Origin of the sequence: Amorphus coralli DSM 19760 (assembly GCF_000374525.1) — a bacterium.
Taxonomy (GTDB): domain Bacteria; phylum Pseudomonadota; class Alphaproteobacteria; order Rhizobiales; family Amorphaceae; genus Amorphus; species Amorphus coralli.
In genome coordinates, this window is record NZ_KB894570.1 from 621438 (window position 1) to 638491 (window position 17054).

14 protein-coding genes and 1 pseudogene are annotated in these 17054 nt (G+C 67.8%); 7 read left to right on the plus strand and 8 right to left on the minus strand.

Annotated elements, in window-relative coordinates; all coding sequences use genetic code 11:
• The first annotated feature begins 35 nt into the window (after positions 1–35).
• The 4 genes and pseudogenes from C507_RS0102805 (at position 36) to C507_RS0102820 (ending at position 3459) form a co-directional block, all read left to right on the plus strand.
• Complete coding sequence (locus C507_RS0102805; RefSeq protein WP_210162088.1) at positions 36–953, plus strand: AAA family ATPase; 918 nt, start codon at positions 36–38, stop codon at positions 951–953.
• A gap of 10 nt (positions 954–963) precedes the next feature.
• Positions 964–2184 (plus strand): vWA domain-containing protein, encoded by a 1221-nt coding sequence (locus C507_RS0102810; RefSeq protein ID WP_018698139.1) that lies wholly within the window; start codon positions 964–966, stop codon positions 2182–2184.
• A 371-nt stretch (positions 2185–2555) separates the two neighbouring features.
• Positions 2556–2669 (plus strand): annotated as a pseudogene (locus C507_RS23410) (DUF1127 domain-containing protein); the annotation flags it as partial.
• A gap of 352 nt (positions 2670–3021) precedes the next feature.
• A complete protein-coding gene (locus C507_RS0102820; RefSeq protein ID WP_026318796.1) occupies positions 3022–3459 on the plus strand; it encodes a DUF1801 domain-containing protein in 438 nt (145 codons plus the stop codon).
• 201 nt (positions 3460–3660) lie between these two features.
• On the opposite strand, the gene C507_RS0102825 is transcribed toward C507_RS0102820, so the two are convergent.
• The 6 genes from C507_RS0102825 to C507_RS0102850 form a co-directional block, all read right to left on the minus strand.
• Positions 3661–4677 carry an LLM class flavin-dependent oxidoreductase gene (locus C507_RS0102825; RefSeq protein ID WP_018698142.1) on the minus strand — a complete coding sequence of 339 codons (1017 nt, stop codon included), beginning with the start codon at positions 4675–4677 and terminating at the stop codon, positions 3661–3663.
• 140 nt (positions 4678–4817) lie between these two features.
• Positions 4818–5792, minus strand: a complete 975-nt coding sequence (locus C507_RS20220; protein ID WP_018698143.1) for a serine hydrolase domain-containing protein — start codon at positions 5790–5792, stop codon at positions 4818–4820.
• A 113-nt stretch (positions 5793–5905) separates the two neighbouring features.
• Complete coding sequence (locus tag C507_RS0102835) at positions 5906–6496, minus strand: hypothetical protein (RefSeq protein ID WP_018698144.1); 591 nt, start codon at positions 6494–6496, stop codon at positions 5906–5908.
• 105 nt (positions 6497–6601) lie between these two features.
• Entirely contained in the window at positions 6602–6826 is a 225-nt protein-coding gene (locus tag C507_RS0102840) for a BrnA antitoxin family protein (protein ID WP_018698145.1), read from the minus strand.
• A gap of 42 nt (positions 6827–6868) precedes the next feature.
• The gene (locus C507_RS0102845) at positions 6869–7666 is read right to left on the minus strand and encodes a DUF2189 domain-containing protein (RefSeq protein ID WP_018698146.1); all 798 of its coding nucleotides are present in this window, start codon (positions 7664–7666) and stop codon (positions 6869–6871) included.
• 952 nt (positions 7667–8618) lie between these two features.
• Complete coding sequence (locus tag C507_RS0102850) at positions 8619–9752, minus strand: TAXI family TRAP transporter solute-binding subunit (RefSeq protein ID WP_018698147.1); 1134 nt, start codon at positions 9750–9752, stop codon at positions 8619–8621.
• A gap of 403 nt (positions 9753–10155) precedes the next feature.
• On the opposite strand from C507_RS0102850, the gene C507_RS0102855 reads away from it, so the two are divergent.
• Both C507_RS0102855 and C507_RS0102860 read left to right on the plus strand, forming a co-directional pair.
• Positions 10156–10389: a TetR-like C-terminal domain-containing protein gene (locus tag C507_RS0102855; protein ID WP_083923344.1), complete on the plus strand. Its 234-nt coding sequence runs from the start codon at positions 10156–10158 to the stop codon at positions 10387–10389.
• A 182-nt stretch (positions 10390–10571) separates the two neighbouring features.
• Positions 10572–11987 (plus strand): carotenoid oxygenase family protein, encoded by a 1416-nt coding sequence (locus C507_RS0102860; protein ID WP_018698149.1) that lies wholly within the window; start codon positions 10572–10574, stop codon positions 11985–11987.
• Positions 11988–12245: 258 nt separating this feature from the next.
• Here the strand turns inward: C507_RS0102860 and C507_RS0102865 are convergent, their stop codons facing one another.
• Together C507_RS0102865 and aspS are read right to left on the minus strand one after the other, a co-directional pair.
• Positions 12246–14066 carry a DEAD/DEAH box helicase gene (locus C507_RS0102865; protein ID WP_018698150.1) on the minus strand — a complete coding sequence of 607 codons (1821 nt, stop codon included), beginning with the start codon at positions 14064–14066 and terminating at the stop codon, positions 12246–12248.
• A gap of 372 nt (positions 14067–14438) precedes the next feature.
• Positions 14439–16214, minus strand: coding sequence for an aspartate--tRNA ligase (aspS, locus tag C507_RS0102870; protein WP_018698151.1), 1776 nt, complete (start codon positions 16212–16214; stop codon positions 14439–14441).
• A gap of 383 nt (positions 16215–16597) precedes the next feature.
• Here aspS and secG point away from each other — a divergent pair, with 383 nt between their 5' ends.
• Positions 16598–17047, plus strand: a complete 450-nt coding sequence (secG, locus tag C507_RS0102875) for a preprotein translocase subunit SecG (protein WP_026318798.1) — start codon at positions 16598–16600, stop codon at positions 17045–17047.
• The last annotated feature ends 7 nt before the right edge of the window (positions 17048–17054 follow it).

Sequence of the window (17054 nt, forward strand, 5' to 3'; positions counted from 1 at the left end):
GGACGACACCCCGCCGCTGGAGTACCCGCATGACGATGACGCCCGTCCCCGGATCGATCGACGACACGCTCGCCCTTCTGAAGGCAGCCGACTATGTCGCCGATCGGCCGCTCGCGACGGTCCTGTACCTGGCGCTGAAGATGCAGCGGCCGCTGTTCCTCGAGGGCGAAGCAGGCGTCGGCAAGACTGAGATCGCCAAGGTCCTCGCCGCCGGGCTGAATCGCAAGCTGATCCGCCTGCAGTGCTACGAGGGGCTCGACGTTTCCACCGCCGTCTACGAGTGGAACTACCCGGCGCAGATGGTGGAAATCCGCATCGCCGAAGCCGCCGGCCAGACCGACCGATCCGAGCTCGCCTCCGACATCTTTTCCGAGCGGTTCCTCGTGAAGCGCCCTGTCCTGGAGGCGCTGGAACCCGATCTCGCCGGGCCGCCGGTGCTGCTGATCGACGAGTTGGACCGGGCCGATGAAGCCTTCGAAGCGTTTCTGCTCGAGGTCCTGTCCGACAGCCAGGTGACGATTCCGGAGATCGGCACCATCCGCGCCGATGCGCCCCCGATCGTCATCATCACCACCAACCGCACCCGCGAGATCCATGACGCGCTGAAGCGGCGCTGCCTTTATCACTGGGTCGACTATCCGAGCGCCGAGCGCGAGCTGGACATCGTGCACTTGAAGGTGCCGGGCGCCGGCGCGGCCCTGGCGCAGGAGGTGGTGGCTTTCGTTCAGGCGCTGCGCGCCCAGGAGGACCTTTTCAAGGCGCCCGGCGTGGCGGAGACGCTCGACTGGGCAACGGCACTCTGCGAACTCGACCAGATCGCCCTCGACCCGGCGACCGTTGCCGACACGCTCGGCGTGCTCCTGAAGTACCAGGACGATATTGCCCGGGTGCAGGCGAGCGAACTGACGAAGCTTCTCGACCAGACCAAGACCAAGACGGCCGCCAAGCTGTGAGTGCCGTGCGATGATCGCGACCGAAACGGCCGATCCGGGCGGCAAGCTGGTCGATAACGTCGTGCATTTCGCGCGCCTGTTGCGCTCCGCCGGCATGCCGGTCGGCCCGGCCCGGGTGGTCGACGCGGTGCAGGCGGTCGAGGCGGCCGGAATCAGCCGGCGCGACGACTTCTACTGGACGCTCCATGCCACGCTGGTCTCCCGGCGCGAGCATGACGTGGTCTTCCAAGAGGCCTTCGAGCAGTTCTGGCGGCCACGCGGCCTTCTGGAGAAGATGATCGAGCTGATGTCGCCCGTGGCACCGCCACGCGACACCGAACCGAAGGCGAAGGCCGGATCGCTGCGGGTTGCCCAGGCCCTGAATGCCGGGCGCGAACGCACCAGCGAAACCGAACGCCCGGAGATCGAGATCGACGCGCGGCAGACCGTCTCCGGCTCGGAAGTGCTGCAGCAGAAGGACTTCGCGCAGATGTCGGCGGACGAGATTGCGGCGGCAAAGGTCGCGCTGCGCTCGCTGGTGCTGCCGCTCGACACGGTGAAGACGCGCCGCTTCGTCCCTGCCGGACGCGGTCGGCGCATCGACATGCGCCGCTCCATCCGCCAGAGCCTGCGCGGCGGCGGTCAGTCGATGACGCTGGCCTTCAAGAAGCGCGCCGAGGTGGCCCCACCCATCGTGGCGCTGTTCGACATTTCCGGCTCCATGAGCCCCTACAGCCGGCTTCTGCTGCATTTCCTGCACGCGCTGGGCGAACGGCGCCGGGTGACCACATTCCTGTTCGGTACGCGGCTCACCAACGTCACGCGGCAGCTCAGGATGAAGGATCCGGACGAGGCGCTTGCGGCCTGCGCCGGCTCCGTGGAGGACTGGTCGGGCGGCACGCGCATCGCCGCGGCGCTGAAGGACTTCAACAAGAAATGGTCGCGCCGGGTCATGCACGGCGGGCCCATCGTGCTTCTGGTAACGGACGGTCTCGAGCGGGAGTCCGACGAGGATCTCGCCCACGAGATGGATCGGCTGCACCGCTCGTGCCGCCGCCTCGTCTGGCTCAACCCGTTGCTGCGCTACGACCGCTTCGAGGCGAAGGCGCGCGGCATTCGCGCCATGCTGCCGCATGTCGACGAGTTCCGCTCGATACACTCCCTCGACACCATCGCCGATCTGGTCGAGGCCCTTGGTCGCGACGGCAGCACCGCCGAGACCGATCCGCGCAAGTGGATCCGGGCCGCCTGACGCCACGCCCGCGTCCCGCACCGCACCGCACCGTTCATCCTTGATTCACCCGCTGCGCGCTTGAAGCAGAGCTTCTATGCATTTGGCGAGCAACGCGTCTCATGCATTGCTGCGTTGCAACAATACCCGGTACTGCATGGCTGCGGGGAGGACTATCTGAAGCTCCAGAAGGGACGCACCCCTTGTCCGGTCCGCACGACGCGGACGCCCCAATATAAAGACACACGACCATGACCACGATCACGAAGCAGACCATCGACACCGCCCGCATCGAGGCTGAAGCCCGTACGCTGCGCTCGCAGGAAGTTGCGCGCGTCGGAGGCCTCGTCGGCCGCTTGATCGCCAACGCGGTCCGGAACTTCTTCGACAGCATCGCAGAAGCCCGCCGCATCCACATCACCTACAACGAGCTGTCGGTCCTCTCCGACCGCGAGCTGCGTGACATCGGCCTGAACCGCTCCGAGATCGGCGCCGCCGCCGCCGGCGTCCTGCGCCGCCCGGTGGAGCTCACGGCCATCGACGGCCGCAAGACCGAGACGACCCCGGCTCCGGTCGCTGCTCACGACGACATTCGCCTCGCGGCCTGATCGGCCTCGCGGCATCCGGTTTCCATCGCGCTGCGGTTCACGGCTACTCCTCCCGGCCGTCGATCCACGTGGTGGACCGCCCTCTCCTCTGGAGATGGGTACATTGGGCGCACCCTTGGGTGCGCCCCTTTTTTTGTCCGGATGCGGTGTCGGCTTGCATCGCCGCGCCCTTGCTGTGATCCTCTTACCGGATCGGCTCGGCATCACCTCCGTGCCGACGAGGCTCATGTGAGACCGAAGGGTCGAGGCCATGGCAGCATCGAATGCGGCAAAGCCCGATAGCGGTTCGCCAGTGCTCCTGTCCGGCGGTAATCCGCAGATCCCGAAAGGCGATGGCGAAGCCCCCGTGGCGGCCTACCTGAAGGCAATGCCCGGCTGGAAAAGCGCGGCCGGTCAGCGGATCGACGCACTGGTCGTTGAGACAGTGCCCGACGTCCAGAAGGGCGTGCGGTGGAACTCGCCCATGTATCGCAAGGCGGGGGGCGGCTGGGTCCTAAGCTTTCACTGCTTCACCAAATACATCAAGCTTACCTTCTTCGACGGAACGTCCCTCGAACCGCTCCCGCCGGTCGGCTCGAAAGATCCGAAAGCACGCTATGTTCACATCCACGAAGACGAGCCAATCGATGAGGACCAGCTGGCCAGCTGGATCCGGCAGGCGTCAAATCTTCCGGGCTGGACACCCTGACCGAGGCCGCGGGACGCCCCACTCGCGGCGTCCCCGATTGTTGATACGCCTTGCAGTCATGACTTGAGCCATCCCACCGTGCCAGACAGGAGGGTCAGCAACGCTGTCGGACGGAAAACCGGTTCCCACTTTTCCTGGCAGCGGAGCTACCCGTCGCGCTGCCGGACGGAAAACCGCAAGAGCACTTTTCCTGACAGCGCTTTAGCGCCAGCCGAGCGCTGGAGCGACGTGGGTGAGGATCGCCTCCAGAACGTGGGCATTGTACTCGACGCCCAGCTGGTTCGGGACGGTGAGGAGCAACGTGTCGGCCTCGGCGATGGCCTCGTCAGACCTGAGCTGTTCAACGAGGCGGTCCGGCTCGGCCGCGTAGGAGCGACCGAAGACCGCCCGCATGTTGTCGATCAGGCCGACGTGGTCGCTGTCCTCGCCCCGGCCGAAATAGGCCCGGTCCCGATCGTCAATCAGCGCGAAGATCGACCGGGACACCGAAACCCGTGGCGTGCGGGCGTGGCCGGCGGCCGCCCATGTCTCGCGATAGGCCCGGATCTGACGGGCTTGCTGAACGTGGAAGGGTTCGCCGGTCTCGTCCTCCTTCAGCGTGGACGACTGAAGGTTCATACCCTTCTCCGCCGCCCAGACGGCCGTGACGTTCGAGGCCGATCCCCACCAGATGCGCTCGCGCAGCCCCTCCGAATGCGGCTCAAGGCGCAACAATCCGGGCGGGTTCGGGAACATGGGCTGCGGATGCGGTTCGGCGAAGCCCTCGCCCTTCAAAGCCTCCAGCAGGACCTCGGTGTGGCGGCGCGCCATGTCGGCGTCGCTTTCACCCTCGGCCGGCTGATAGCCGAAATAGCGCCAGCCCTCGATCACCTGTTCAGGCGAGCCGCGCGATATGCCGAGCTGCAGCCGGCCACCGGCAATCAGGTCGGCCGAGCCAGCGTCCTCGACCATGTAGAACGGGTTCTCGTAGCGCATGTCGATGACGCCGGTGCCGATCTCGATCCGCGACGTCTTCGCGCCGATCGCCGCCAGAAGCGGGAACGGCGAGGCCAACTGCCGAGCGAAGTGATGGACGCGGAAATAGGCGCCATCGACACCGAGTTTCTCGGCCGCGACGGCGAGGTCGATTGACTGGAGCAGCGTATCGGCACCGGAGCGGGTGGCCGAATGCGGCGACGGCGACCAGTGGCCGAAGGAGAGAAAGCCGATCTTTTTCATGAGACTGCACGCTCAAGGAGGATGTGGGGAGGCGCGCGGCACGCGACGCATCCGGTTGCCCCTGAGATAAGGCTCCATCCCTGTCCATGCACGCCGATGGGCGTTGCCGCATAACGAACGGAGTGTTCACCGGTTCGGATCTAGCGCGTTGCGGCCAGGAAAAGCGCCCGGTCCAGTTGCCGCAAGGAGGCCGGGTCGGCGAGGCACGCGCCGATCAACACCACCACCGTCAACCCGTTGCCATAGCTTGCAGCATAGCCACCGTCGCCGTCGCCCTGCCAGCAAAGCGTGCCCATCGACCATGTCACGGTCCGCTCGGGCGTGGCCCTCCAGAGCGCGCCCATCCCGTAGTGCGCGCCGCCGCCCACCTCGATGTTCGGCCACTCGCCGGGCGCCGACCCGATTGCGCTGTCCGGCCCCAGTGCCGAGGCTACGAGCCTGCCGAAATCTGCGGCGGACATCGACCATCCACCCCAAGACCCCTGAGAGGCCCACCGTCCCTTCATTGCGGCCGTTTCGATTCCAAGCGGCTCCAGCACTTTTTCGCCGCAGATATCGCCATAGTCCGAACCGGTGGCCTTTTCGACGAGAGCGCCCAGGACCGCATAATTCTCGTTGTTGTAGGCAAACTGGCCGCGTTCGCCTTCCGGCGTGCGCTCAAGGGCCCGGCGGGCAACCGCGGTAATCTGCGGTGTGCGCTCGGCCATCAAGCCGGCGTCGTTCTGAGTCGAATCCGGCCAGAGCCCCGAGGAATGGGTGAGCAGGTCCGCGACGGTCGTCTCACTCAGCGGAGCGACCACGTCGGTAAAATGCTCCCTCAGAGTATCGTCGAGCGCGAACATCCCGGACTGTGCGAGTTCGGCGACACAGGCGGCAGTGACGACCTTTCCAAGGCTGGCGAGCGGCAAGGCACTTTCAGGAGCAACGCCAACGGCCCGTTCGACCAAGGGGGCGTCCCCCCGCAACACCGCCAGCGTCGCCTTCTCCACCGCGTTGTCCGCCACCCATTCCGACCAGGCTCCCACGGTGCGCTCCGCGCGCTCCTCGGCCCAAACCATGGATGGATTGGCGGACAGGATGACGGCAGCCGCCGTTGCAAGCTGCAGGAGGCGCATGCCTCTTCCGGATCGTTGTCGCCGGCGCACTGGAGCGATTGTGGGCGCGTCACTCATGCCTGGACTCTCCCGGTTGCCTGGGAGGCCCCCTTAGCGCACCAGCGGCAGCAACCTCAAGAGGTAGCGCCCTCGACGGCGATCGTCTCGTCCTGCCCGTTTTCACTGCGTCTCTGTTCGGCCATATCGAACCCGAACACGTTGAGTTCGATCACCGCGAAACAGAGAAGCCACAGCCAGGAATCGGCCGTGTCCAGAAGCTCGTCCGTCGCCAGCGTCCAGATGAGCGCGCAGGCGATCAGCGTGCCATAGAGCGCAACCTTGAGGGCTGTGAGAAGCTTGACCTCGCCGCCCTCGTACTCCCCGGGCGCATACATCTGGTAGATCAGCACCGCACAGACACCGAGCCAGGCGCCGGCGTTGACGGCATCAAGCCAGAGGCCGTGGATGATGTACCGGCTGAGAGCGAAAACGATCACCGAGTAGGCGAAAAGGTTGAGCCCGGCGAGCACCATCTTCTCCCGGCGGCTGGAATAGGCCTGATCGAGGGTGCTCGATTCGTATTCCATGACCCCGAGCAGAACCAGCCAGGCGGCACTGTCGAGGAAGGCATCGACCTTCCCGGCGACGCTGAGAAAGAGGAGCGTATCCAGCGCCAGCAGGCTGTAGACGGTCCACTTGAAGACATGGAATGCGACGACCTTCATGCACCTCTCCACACGCGGGGCGGAGCATAATGCCACGGTCGGATGACGGTGCTGCGATGGTGGCGGGGCACCAGTCGGCCCCGAACGCCTACGCCGAGCGGATCGTCAGAGGCCGGCGGCCGCGCGCAGAGCCGCATTGATCCGGTCCTGCCAGCCAGGCCCCTCCTCCTGGAAATGGGCAAGCACGTCGGCGTCGAGCTTGAGCGTCACGCTTTCCTTGGGGCCTGGCATCGCATTGGTGCGCGGAGCTTCCGGCACCTCCAGCTTCGGCGCCGCGGGTTTGAAGACGGCTTCCGCGGCAGCGCGCGGATCGGAGGGACGACGGGCCATGGGCTTTCCTCGTTGAATTGACGGAAGAACGGCATCCGCCGGTCAGGCCGCCACCGTAACCGCCCGCCGATAGAGATGCCACGTGGCATGGCCCAGAACGGGCAACACGACAATCAGGCCGAGAAAGGCCGGCAGCATCGCCGCGACCAGCAGCACGCCGACGATCGCGCCCCAGGCGAGCATCACCAGCGGGCTCTTCAGGACAGTCTGCACGCTGGCGATCATCGCCGTGACGATGTCGGGGTCGCGGTCGAGAAGCAGCGGGATCGACACCACCGTCAGCGAGAAGAGGACGGTGGCGAAGGCCGCGCCCACGGCAGATCCGACCACGAGAAAACCGAGCCCGTCCGACGTGGTCAGGACTGTCGTCAGGAACTCCCCGACCGACGAGAACGAGCGGAAACCCAGGAAGATCGCCAGCCAGATCCGCACCTGGTACATCCACAACCAGAACACGAACAGCACCACGAAGGCCATCCACGAGACCTCGCGCTTGCGACTCTCCAGCATGACGAAGAGCACACCCTTCCAGGTGAGCGGCGTTCCGGCTTCCAGTCGCCGGCTGATCTCGTAGAGACCGACCGCCACGAACGGTCCGACCAGCGGAAAGCCGATGGCCGCAGGGATGACCCAGTAGGCGGCGTTGAGCCGCGCCAGGGCGTAGACCACGAAGATCCCGCCGGCGGCATAGATCGCCCCGAAGAAAAGCCCCATCGCCGGCGCGGCGCGGAAATCGGCAATCCCGGCGCCCAGGGCCGCGCGCAGATCGGCGAACGTCACCTTGTTGATGGTGATCTGCCGGAGCGTCACGACCGCATCGGAGCGCGAGCTTTCTGCCATTCCCCCTCCCGTCCATTCTCTCCGCCGGTGTCGGCGAAGGCGGATTTCCAGGGAAGTCTAGCCCAGCCCCGGCGCCCCGCATTGACTTCGCTCATCTTTGCGCAGCCCTGACACCCCGCCGGCGTGAGCCACGCGCGAAGCGGGCTCGCGTAGCGCCCCCACCCCAAACACCATCACCCCCGCGCCGCATCCGGCCGGGGTTTCAAAGAGCAGGGATCGGTGGGGCGCAAAACGGCGGCCATCCGATTTGTATTGTTGCGGTCGCCCTTCGGCGCCCCACCCTGACGTTCGAACCGATGCAGCCACCCATCTTCCGAGGGTGCAAGGGATCGGACCTTGCCACCCCTCCACCGGGCGGCGGACGCCGCGCAGTCGCAAGTACCCCTACTAAGGCGGTTCGCGAGAACCGCGTCTTCGAGGCCATGCGCGGCGCGTCCCGCCTCCTGTCCCGGCGGACGCCACACGCCATCGGCACACCCAGCCCGCCCGTCCGTTACACAGGCTGCAGCCAGGCCGTCAGGCCCTTAACCCACGTGGCGGTCGGTCCGGCACGGCTCCCAGCGGGTCAAGCGACGGGGGGAGGATACGGGAGGGCGAGAGGGCGGGGATAAGATGGGGGTGTTTTGGTCCGCTCACGCGGCGTTTGTCGCCTGGTTTGTTCTCCGCTCACGCCGAATGCGCTGGCGCGCATCGGCTCCGCAAGGGCGGCCTGCGTCTTTCCAGGTCGCGTGCGCGAACGGAAAACCGGTTCCCACTTTTCCTGCGCTCGCTCGGCCGGCGCGCGGTCGCGCGCGGATGCACCACCACCCCGTCGACGTCCAGCATCAGGCACTCGATCACGCGGCGCTCCCCGGCCCCAGATAGTTCCCGGCGGCCGCTCTAAAGGATCGGCCACCGAGGGGGAACGGCGACGCGTTGTCCGTCCCGCCGCTCCGGCCCCTTGGCTCCGCCCTCAGAACACCGGCCGGAAACCGCCGTCGGCGAGCGCCGCGTGGCGGCGGGCCTCCCACGCGGCCTGCCAGTCGTCCGGGTTTTCCGCCTTCAGCGCCGCCCAGGCTGCGGCGAGCGCCTCCTGGCGGGCGACGAGCCGGTCGTTGTGCGCCTGGGCCGCGTCGGTCCACACGCCGGCCTCCTTCAGCGCGGCGACGGCGCCGTCGTGATAGGGCACGAACCACAGGAGCTGCTGCGGATCGACGGCCCAGCCGTCGATGCCGAAGGCCTTGCCCTCGTAGCGGGGATAGAGCTCGATGAGCGCCGTTGTCATGGCTTCGACGAGCCCGGCGTCGGTGTCTTCCCGCGCGACGAGGATCGGGTAGGGGTAGTGGACGCCGGGGTGCTGCTCGGCCGACCCGGCCGCGGCGGGACCCTCGGTGGCGGTGTGCGGCACGAAATAGGGCGCGACCGCCTCCAGCCGCTTCAGGCCCGCCGTGTCGGTCGGGTCGACCGGCGGCCAGACCAGTCCGCGCGGCCCCTCGGCCGCCTTGCGGCTGCGTTCGTTGGCCCCGGCGAAGGCGGCGTCGAGCTGGCCGTCCCGCAGCGCGTTCAGCGCCGGCCCGAACGATCCCGCCACCTCGACGCGGGTGACGTCGTCCCAGCCGAGCCCACCATAGGCCAGATGCGCCTCGGTGTTGACGTTGACCACCGGCAGGTCGGTGTACCAGGCGACCCGCTTGCCCTTCAGGTCGGCATAGGTCTCCACGCCCGCGTCGCCGGCCACCGCGATGCCGAAATTGATCGGCTCGTCGGTGTTGGCGAGCACCAGGCGGACCTTCTGCGGGCCCCAGTCCTCTGCCGCGAAGTCGAAGACGCCCTCCTGCGCGGCAATCGACCCGGCCACCGCCGTGGCGGCGAAGTCCACCGCGCCGTCGCGCAACAGCCCGGCATTGGCGAGGTCTGAGCCGCCGGGCTGGACGTGCAGCGTCGCCCCGGACGCCGCGTGCAGCGCGTCGCCGATGGCCCGGGCCTGCTGCGCTGCCATCGGATGGTAGGTCGCCCAGCTCACCTCGGACGGAAATTCAAGGTCCGCCGCCAGCGCCGGTCCGGCAAGCAGGCAGGCTGCGATCGCGCCCCTCGCAAAAGTCTTCATGCCTGATCCCCCTGATCTCGCTCAGCCGGGTCGGACCGTGAACTGTTGTCAGTGTATCGTCAAGAAGAAAATCCGGATCGTGACATGTTCGAATATTATATGACGACTGAATTTCTGGAGAATGGATGCCGCGAAAGTGGCAGTTTTCCGGTCTGCGGCCTGTTGGTGACGGCCGGTGAACACGCTCGCGTAATCCCGTCCCATTCCGGGCACCTGCCCCAGTCTCCACTCACTCCCGCGAAAGCGGGAGTGAGTGGAGACTAGCCTGGTGCAAGGCCTGACCGGTTGAGCCTCGATGGCGGCAGCGCCCTCCGCCTCTCCTTCCGCATGCGTCCGCTGCACAGCCCTATGGATTCCCTGATTGCACAAACGAAGTGCAACACCCTGCTAGGATGTTGCCGCTATGGGAAATCGATACCGACAGCTCTGTCTTGAGGAGCGGTGTTTGCTCGCCTGCCAGGCGGAGGGCTACCTGCCCGACCGCGACCCGGACACGCTCGCCTTTACGCTCTGGTCGACGGTTCACGGCGCCGCATCGTTGATCGCCCAGAACCGCGTGCCATCCACAACTGATCGGGCTCACCTCGTGACGACCATCATCGACACGGTGATGGACCTCGTCGCGGCAACGCGCTGAGGCCAGACAACCGAGCGCCGAGATTGTCCGGCCGGCCGCCGTCGCATAAACCCAGAGGTTGCAGGCCGGCATCCAAGGACCGCACTTCACCGTCATCCGATGCGCATGCCGCGTCTGCTATGGCCCGGAGCGCGAGGAACGACACATCCCGCGCCTCACCGAGAAAGCCCCAGGACCCGCCGATGACCGATGCCCTGCGCCCCGAGGATCCGACCTGGCACTCCGACGATCCGCACCTCGCCGGCGTCTTCACGCCGGTGGCGCGCGAAATCGACGTCGCCGACCTCACCGTGGTCTCCGGCCGCATCCCGGAGGACCTCTCCGGTGCCTACATGCGCAACGGACCGAACCCGCTGTTTCAGCCGCTTTCCTACACCTACCCGCTCGACGGCGACGGCATGATCCACGCCGTCTTCTTCGACAACGGCCGCGCCCGCTATCGCAACCGCTTCGTGGAAACCAGGGAGCTCAAGGTTGAGCGCCGTGCCGGGCACGCCGTCTGGGGCGGGCTGATGGCGCCGCGCCCCATCGATCCGGCGCTGCTTTCGCCGGGCGGGCCCGGTTCGCCCTTCAAGAACGGCGCCTTCATCAACGTGCTGTCCCACGGCGGCCACCTCCTGGCGCTCGGCGAGGCGGAAGCGGCCTACGAAATGACGATGGAGCTGGAGACGCTCTGCGAATGGACCGCCGGCACCGGCGCCCCCTTGCCCATCGGCGCCCACAACCGCCACCACCCGGTGACCGGCGACCTGTTCGCCATCGCCTACGATCCCGAGAGCCCGGAGGTTCAGGTCCGCCGCATCGATCCGGCCGGGCGTCTTGCGGACAACTTCACCGTCCGGCTGCCCGCCCCCAGCATGATCCACGACTTCGTGCTCACCGAGCGCCACGTGGTCCTGCTGGTGGGTCCCGCCATCTTCGACATCGAGGCGGCGCAGCGCGGCGGCTCGGTCCTCGCCTGGCGGCCGGATCTCGGCACGACCATCGCCGTGGTGGGGCTCGACGGCAGCGCCCCGACCATGCTCGAGGCCGACCCCTTCTTCGTCTACCATTTCGCCAACGGCTTCGAGCGCGGCAGCTCCATCATCATCGACTATGTGCGCCACCCCGCCTTCAGCCTGGGCCCGGACGGCGATGACGGGGCGCCGCATCTGCATCGCCTGGTGCTCGATCCGGCGACCCGGCAGATCCGGGACGCCAGGATCTCCGACTTCGCCACCGAGTTTCCCCGCGTCAACGACCGGCTGGAGGCGCGGGCGACGTGCTTCGTCTACGTGCCCCAGCTGACGGGCACGCTGACGCGCGGACCGCATCCCTCCGCCACCTTCAACGCCATCAGCAAGGTGGACACGGAGACCGGCGCCACCCGCACCCACGACCTCGGCGAACGGGTCGCGGGCGAGCCCGTGTTCATCCCGAAGCCCGGCGCCTCGGCCGAGGACGACGGCTATCTCGCCGTCTTCGCCACCGACCCCGCCGCCATGACCAGCGACCTGGTGCTGCTCGACGCCGCCGACGTCAGTCGCGAGCCCGTCGCCGTCATCCGCATGCCCCAGCGCGTACCCCAGGGGCTGCACGGGACGTGGGTGGGGCGGTAGAAATCTCGCGCGCTGGTGGGAGGAGTACGCAGGGTCTGAGGTCAGATCCCCGGAGCCAGCCCCCACCTCCGCTCATCCCCGCGAAAGCGGGGGTCCATGCTGACTCGCCAAATGGGTGGGAGACGTGATCGCGCCCCGATGTCGGCAGCGCTCTCCGCCTCTCATTCCGCATGAGCCGGCTGCAAGGCCCTATGGATTCCAGCCTTCGCGGGAATGAGCGGAGTGTGGGTGGCGGCCCAGGGGCTCAAGTGGCCCCGATCAGTCCGGGCGCTTCGGCTTGCGCTTCTTGTGCTTTGGCGGTTTGCCGTGATCGGCCGGCGCCGCCTGGTGCTTGTGGCCCGGCTTGTGGCCGGGTTTGCCGCCCGGCTTGAATTTCGGCTTCGCCGCCTTCGGCCGTGCGCCCGCCTCGCCGGCCGGCGCGATCGTGATGCCGCGCTCCAGGCTGCCGGGCTGCTTGAGCCGGTCGGCAAAACCGGCGGCCCTGTCGGCGGAAATCTCGAACCGGGTCTCGGTGGCGTCGATCTTGATGGCGCCGACATCGCGTTTCGACACGCCGCCGGCGTTGCAGATCATCGGCAGCAGAAACTTCGGATCGGCGCGATGCTTGCGCCCCAGCGAGATGGTGAACCAGACGCCGTCCCGCATGTCCGGGCCGCGCGGCTCGCGCGCCGGCGCGCCCGTGTCGGCAGACCGGCGGTCGCGCCCGGGCGTCCTGGTCCTGAGCGCCTCGGTGGGAAGCGGCAGGAGTTCCTCAGGCACCGGGTGGGCGGCGATCTGCTGGCGCAGGAATGCGGCCGCGATGCGCTGCGGCCCGGCCCGCTCCAGCAATTCGGCCACGAGGTCGGCCTCCGCCTCGTCGGGCTCGGCGGCGGAGACGGCGGCATCGACGATCCGCCGACGGTTGCGCGCCTCGATATCGGCAATGCCGGGTGCTGCACGGACGGTCGCCGCCAGCTTCGCCATGGCCAGCACGCGCTGCGCCGCGCCCCGCCTGTTCTCCGGAACGATGAGCACGCAGACACCCTTGCGGCCGGCGCGGCCGGTCCGGCCGGAGCGATGCAGCAGGGTTTCCGGCTTGCTCGGCATGTCGGCGTGGACCACGAGGTCGAGGTTCGGAAGGTCGATGCCGCGCGCCGCGACATCGGTCGCCACGCAGACGCGCGCCCGCCCGTCGCGCATGGACTGCAGCGCGTTCGACCGCTCCGACTGTGCCATCTCGCCCGACAGCGACACCACCGCGAAGCCCCGGTTGGCCAGGCGCGCGGTCAGGTGGCGAACCGCCTCGCGCGTGTGGCAGAAGACCAGCGCGCTCAGGCTGTCGGACTCAAGCAGCGTGTTGATGATGGCGTGCTCGCGCTCGTCGCGCCGCACCAGCATCAGCTGGTATTCGATGTCGGCGTGCTGCTCGGTGGACGCGGTCGTCTCGATGCGCACCGCGTCCCTCTGCACGGTGCTGGCGAGCTCGGCGATGCCGCGCCGGACGGTCGCCGAGAACAGAAGCGTGCGGCGCTCCTGGGGCGCCGCGCCAAGGATGAACTCCAAATCTTCGCGAAAGCCGAGATCCAGCATCTCGTCGGCTTCGTCGAGAACCACGGCGCGGACGGCGGAGAGATCCAGCGCGCCCCGGGTGATGTGATCGCGCAGGCGTCCGGGCGTGCCGATGACCAGGTGGGCGCCGCGCTCGAGCGCCCGGCGCTCGGTACGCATGTCCATGCCGCCGACGCAGGTCGCGATCCGGATCCCGGCTTCCGCGTAGAGCCAATCGAGTTCCCTCTGGACCTGGATGGCGAGTTCGCGCGTCGGCGCGATCACCAGGCCGAGGGGCGCCGCGGCGACGTCGAACCGAGCCTCGCCTTCTAGCAGCGTCGGCGCGATGGCGATGCCGAAGGCGACCGTCTTTCCCGAGCCCGTCTGCGCGGAGACCAGCAGGTCGGCGTCCCCGTGATCCGGATCGGTCATCGCCATCTGGACCGGGGTCAGTTCGCTGTAGCCCTTCGCCGCAAGGGCGGAAGCAAGCGCCGGATGGATGGCAGCCGTCGGGGACGGGGCGTCGGAATCGGTCTTCGGGGTCATCGTCATCACCTTTGAGCCCCGCCAGATATCATCATGTGAGCGCTCAGGGCAGCGCTAGTTTGCGCGCTTCTCCGCATTCGGGGAAATGAGAGGCGTGCAGGAGCTGGCTCCGATTGAACCAGACTCGGCTTGGCTCGACAGCACCCATCAGCGCGCAACCGCGCGCCGGTTAGCGGGCGCAGGAAAAGTGGGAACCGGTTTCCGTCAGCGCTCGCGCCGTAAAGGAGTCACGTCGCGCCCGTCCGGAGCCGGTGCGCGAAGCTCACCCGGCGTGAGGGGTAAACGGGCAGGCCGCAGCCCGAAGCCCTGGATTCCCGCCTTCGCGGGAATGAGCGGTGGATGGGGCGGGCGCCCTGCCCTAAGCGCCCGCCTTGTGAGTTACTCCGGCAAGTTCAGCCGGATGTGGAGCTCGCGGAGCTGCTTGGCGGAGACCTCCGACGGGGCGCCCATCATCAGGTCCTCGGCGCGCTGGTTCATCGGGAACAGCGTCACGTCGCGCAAATTCTCCGCGTCGCAGAGCAGCATGACGATGCGGTCGATGCCCGGCGCGATGCCGCCGTGCGGCGGGGCGCCCATCTCCAGCGCGCGGATCATGCCGCCGAACTTCTCCTGCAGCACTTCCTCGCCGTAGCCGGCGATGCCGAACGCCTTGCGCATGATCTCCGGCTTGTGGTTCCGGATGGCGCCCGACGACAGCTCAACGCCGTTGCAGACGATGTCGTACTGGAAGGCCTTGATCTCCAGCGGATCCATCGTCTCCAGCGCCTCCAGCCCGCCCTGGGGCATGGAGAACGGGTTGTGGGAGAAGTCGACCTTGTCGTTCTCGTCATCCCACTCGAACATCGGGAAGTCGACAATCCAGCAGAAGGCGAACTGGTCCTCGTCCACCAGGCCGAGCTCGAAGCCGACCTTCTGGCGGGCGCGGCCGGCGAAGTCGACGAAGGTCTTGGGCACGCCGCAGACGAAGAAGACGGCGTCGCCGGCGTCCAGGCCAAGCTGGGCGCGGATCGCCGCGGTGCGCTCCGGGCCGATATTCTTGGCGATGGGACCGGCACCCTCCTCCTCGCCCTCGCGGAAGAAGATGTAGCCGAGGCCCGGCTGGCCTTCCCCTTGAGCCCACGAGTTCATGCGGTCGCAGAAGGCGCGGCTGCCGCCGGTCTTCGCCGGGATCGCCCAGACCTGGACGCGGTCGTCGGCCTCGATCTGGCGGGCGAACACCTTGAAGCCGGAGCCGGCGAAGTGCTCGGTCACGTCGGCCATCTGGATCGGGTTGCGCAGGTCCGGCTTGTCGGAGCCGTAGAGGCGCATGGCATCGGCATACGGGATCATCGGGAAGGATTCCGTCACCCGTCGGCCGTTGCCGAACTCGACGAACAGGTCGCGCAGCACCGGCTCGACGGCGCCGAACACGTCTTCCTGCTCAACGAAGCTCATCTCGATGTCGAGCTGGTAGAACTCGCCGGGCGAGCGGTCGGCGCGGGCGTCCTCGTCGCGGAAGCACGGCGCGATCTGGAAGTAGCGGTCGAAGCCCGCCACCATGATCAGCTGCTTGAACTGCTGCGGCGCCTGGGGCAGCGCGTAGAACTTGCCGGGATGCAGCCGCGAGGGGACGAGGAAGTCGCGCGCGCCCTCCGGCGACGACGCCGTCAGGATCGGCGTCTGGAATTCCATGAAGCCGGCATCGGTCATGCGGCGGCGGATCGAGGCGATGATCTCCGAACGCTTGACGATGTTCTTGTGCATCTGCTCGCGGCGCAGATCCAGGAAGCGGTACTTGAGGCGGGTTTCTTCCGGGTAGTCGAGATCGCCGAAGACCGGCAGCGGCAGCTCGGCAGCGGCCGACAGCACCTCGATCTCGCGCGCGAAGACCTCGATCTGGCCGGTGGGCAGACGATCGTTGGTGGTCTCCGCGGTGCGGGCCTTCACCTCGCCGTCGACGCGAATCACCCACTCCGAACGGACCGTCTCGGCGATCTGGAAGGCCGGGGAATCGGGGTCGGCCACCACCTGGGTGATGCCGTAATGGTCGCGCAGGTCGATGAAGAGCAGGCCGCCGTGATCGCGCACCCGGTGGACCCAGCCGGAGATCCGGACGGAGGTTCCAACGTCTCCCTCGCGCAGCGCGCCGCAGGTGTGGCTACGATACCGGTGCATCCATTCGCCTCGATTGTCGGGGCAGCCCGCGCTCCGGGCCGCCGGCGCCCGCCGGTTGCTTCAGGGCGGGTCGCGTGTGTTCTGGAAAAAGCGCGGCGAGACAGGACACGCAGGCCGTCTCTTGTCAAGGCGCGCGCGGGGGACCACGTTGGTCGGCGCGAGCGCTGGTGAAACGCGAGGCTTGGCGGATCGCCTTGTCTTCGTGTATCACCGCGCCGTCGTTCCCGTTCGCGGGGACGAGCAAGGGCCGCGCTTGTGGCGCGCCGGCGCTTTTCCTCATGGTCAGCTTCGCCTCCCCCGGGCAGGTCCGGATTCGGCCGTGCGGGACGCGTTTGGCCATCCATGGAAGCGGCCGGTTCTCGAACACGATCTCGAAGGGCACGATGGAAACCGTTCTCATCGTCATTCATCTCATGGTGGTCATCGCGCTGATCGCCGTCATCCTGTTGCAGCGCTCCGAAGGCGGCGCGCTCGGTATCGGCGGCGGTGGCGGCGGCGGCTTCATGTCGGCGCGCGGCAGCGGCAACGCGTTGACCAAGGCGACCGCCCTGTTCGCGTTCGTGTTCTTCGCCACGTCGATCGGGCTGACCATCCTGGCGCGCAACCAGGAGACCCCGTCCTCCATCCTGGACGATCTCAACCAGCCCGCCTCGCAGACGGCGCCCGGCGGCACGGCCACGGATCCGACGCGCGGCAGCGGCTCGGGCATCCTGGACACGCTGGAGGACCTCGGTACAGGCGGCAGCTCGGGTGGCGACGCCTCGGCCCCCGCCACAGGCACCCCGACCGCCCCGGCGTCGCCCAGCGGGCCGCAGGTCCCCACCTCCCAGTGAGGACCGG

Coding starts and splice junctions, on each gene's coding strand:
- C507_RS0102805 (WP_210162088.1), top strand. CDS start 36: ATGACGCCCGTCCCCGGATCGATCGACGACACGCTCGCCCTTCTGAAG.
- C507_RS0102810 (WP_018698139.1), top strand. CDS start 964: ATGATCGCGACCGAAACGGCCGATCCGGGCGGCAAGCTGGTCGATAAC.
- C507_RS0102820 (WP_026318796.1), top strand. CDS start 3,022: ATGGCAGCATCGAATGCGGCAAAGCCCGATAGCGGTTCGCCAGTGCTC.
- C507_RS0102825 (WP_018698142.1), bottom strand. CDS start 4,677: ATGAAAAAGATCGGCTTTCTCTCCTTCGGCCACTGGTCGCCGTCGCCG.
- C507_RS20220 (WP_018698143.1), bottom strand. CDS start 5,792: ATGCGCCTCCTGCAGCTTGCAACGGCGGCTGCCGTCATCCTGTCCGCC.
- C507_RS0102835 (WP_018698144.1), bottom strand. CDS start 6,496: ATGAAGGTCGTCGCATTCCATGTCTTCAAGTGGACCGTCTACAGCCTG.
- C507_RS0102840 (WP_018698145.1), bottom strand. CDS start 6,826: ATGGCCCGTCGTCCCTCCGATCCGCGCGCTGCCGCGGAAGCCGTCTTC.
- C507_RS0102845 (WP_018698146.1), bottom strand. CDS start 7,666: ATGGCAGAAAGCTCGCGCTCCGATGCGGTCGTGACGCTCCGGCAGATC.
- C507_RS0102850 (WP_018698147.1), bottom strand. CDS start 9,752: ATGAAGACTTTTGCGAGGGGCGCGATCGCAGCCTGCCTGCTTGCCGGA.
- C507_RS0102855 (WP_083923344.1), top strand. CDS start 10,156: ATGGGAAATCGATACCGACAGCTCTGTCTTGAGGAGCGGTGTTTGCTC.
- C507_RS0102860 (WP_018698149.1), top strand. CDS start 10,572: ATGACCGATGCCCTGCGCCCCGAGGATCCGACCTGGCACTCCGACGAT.
- C507_RS0102865 (WP_018698150.1), bottom strand. CDS start 14,066: ATGACGATGACCCCGAAGACCGATTCCGACGCCCCGTCCCCGACGGCT.
- aspS (WP_018698151.1), bottom strand. CDS start 16,214: ATGCACCGGTATCGTAGCCACACCTGCGGCGCGCTGCGCGAGGGAGAC.
- secG (WP_026318798.1), top strand. CDS start 16,598: ATGGAAACCGTTCTCATCGTCATTCATCTCATGGTGGTCATCGCGCTG.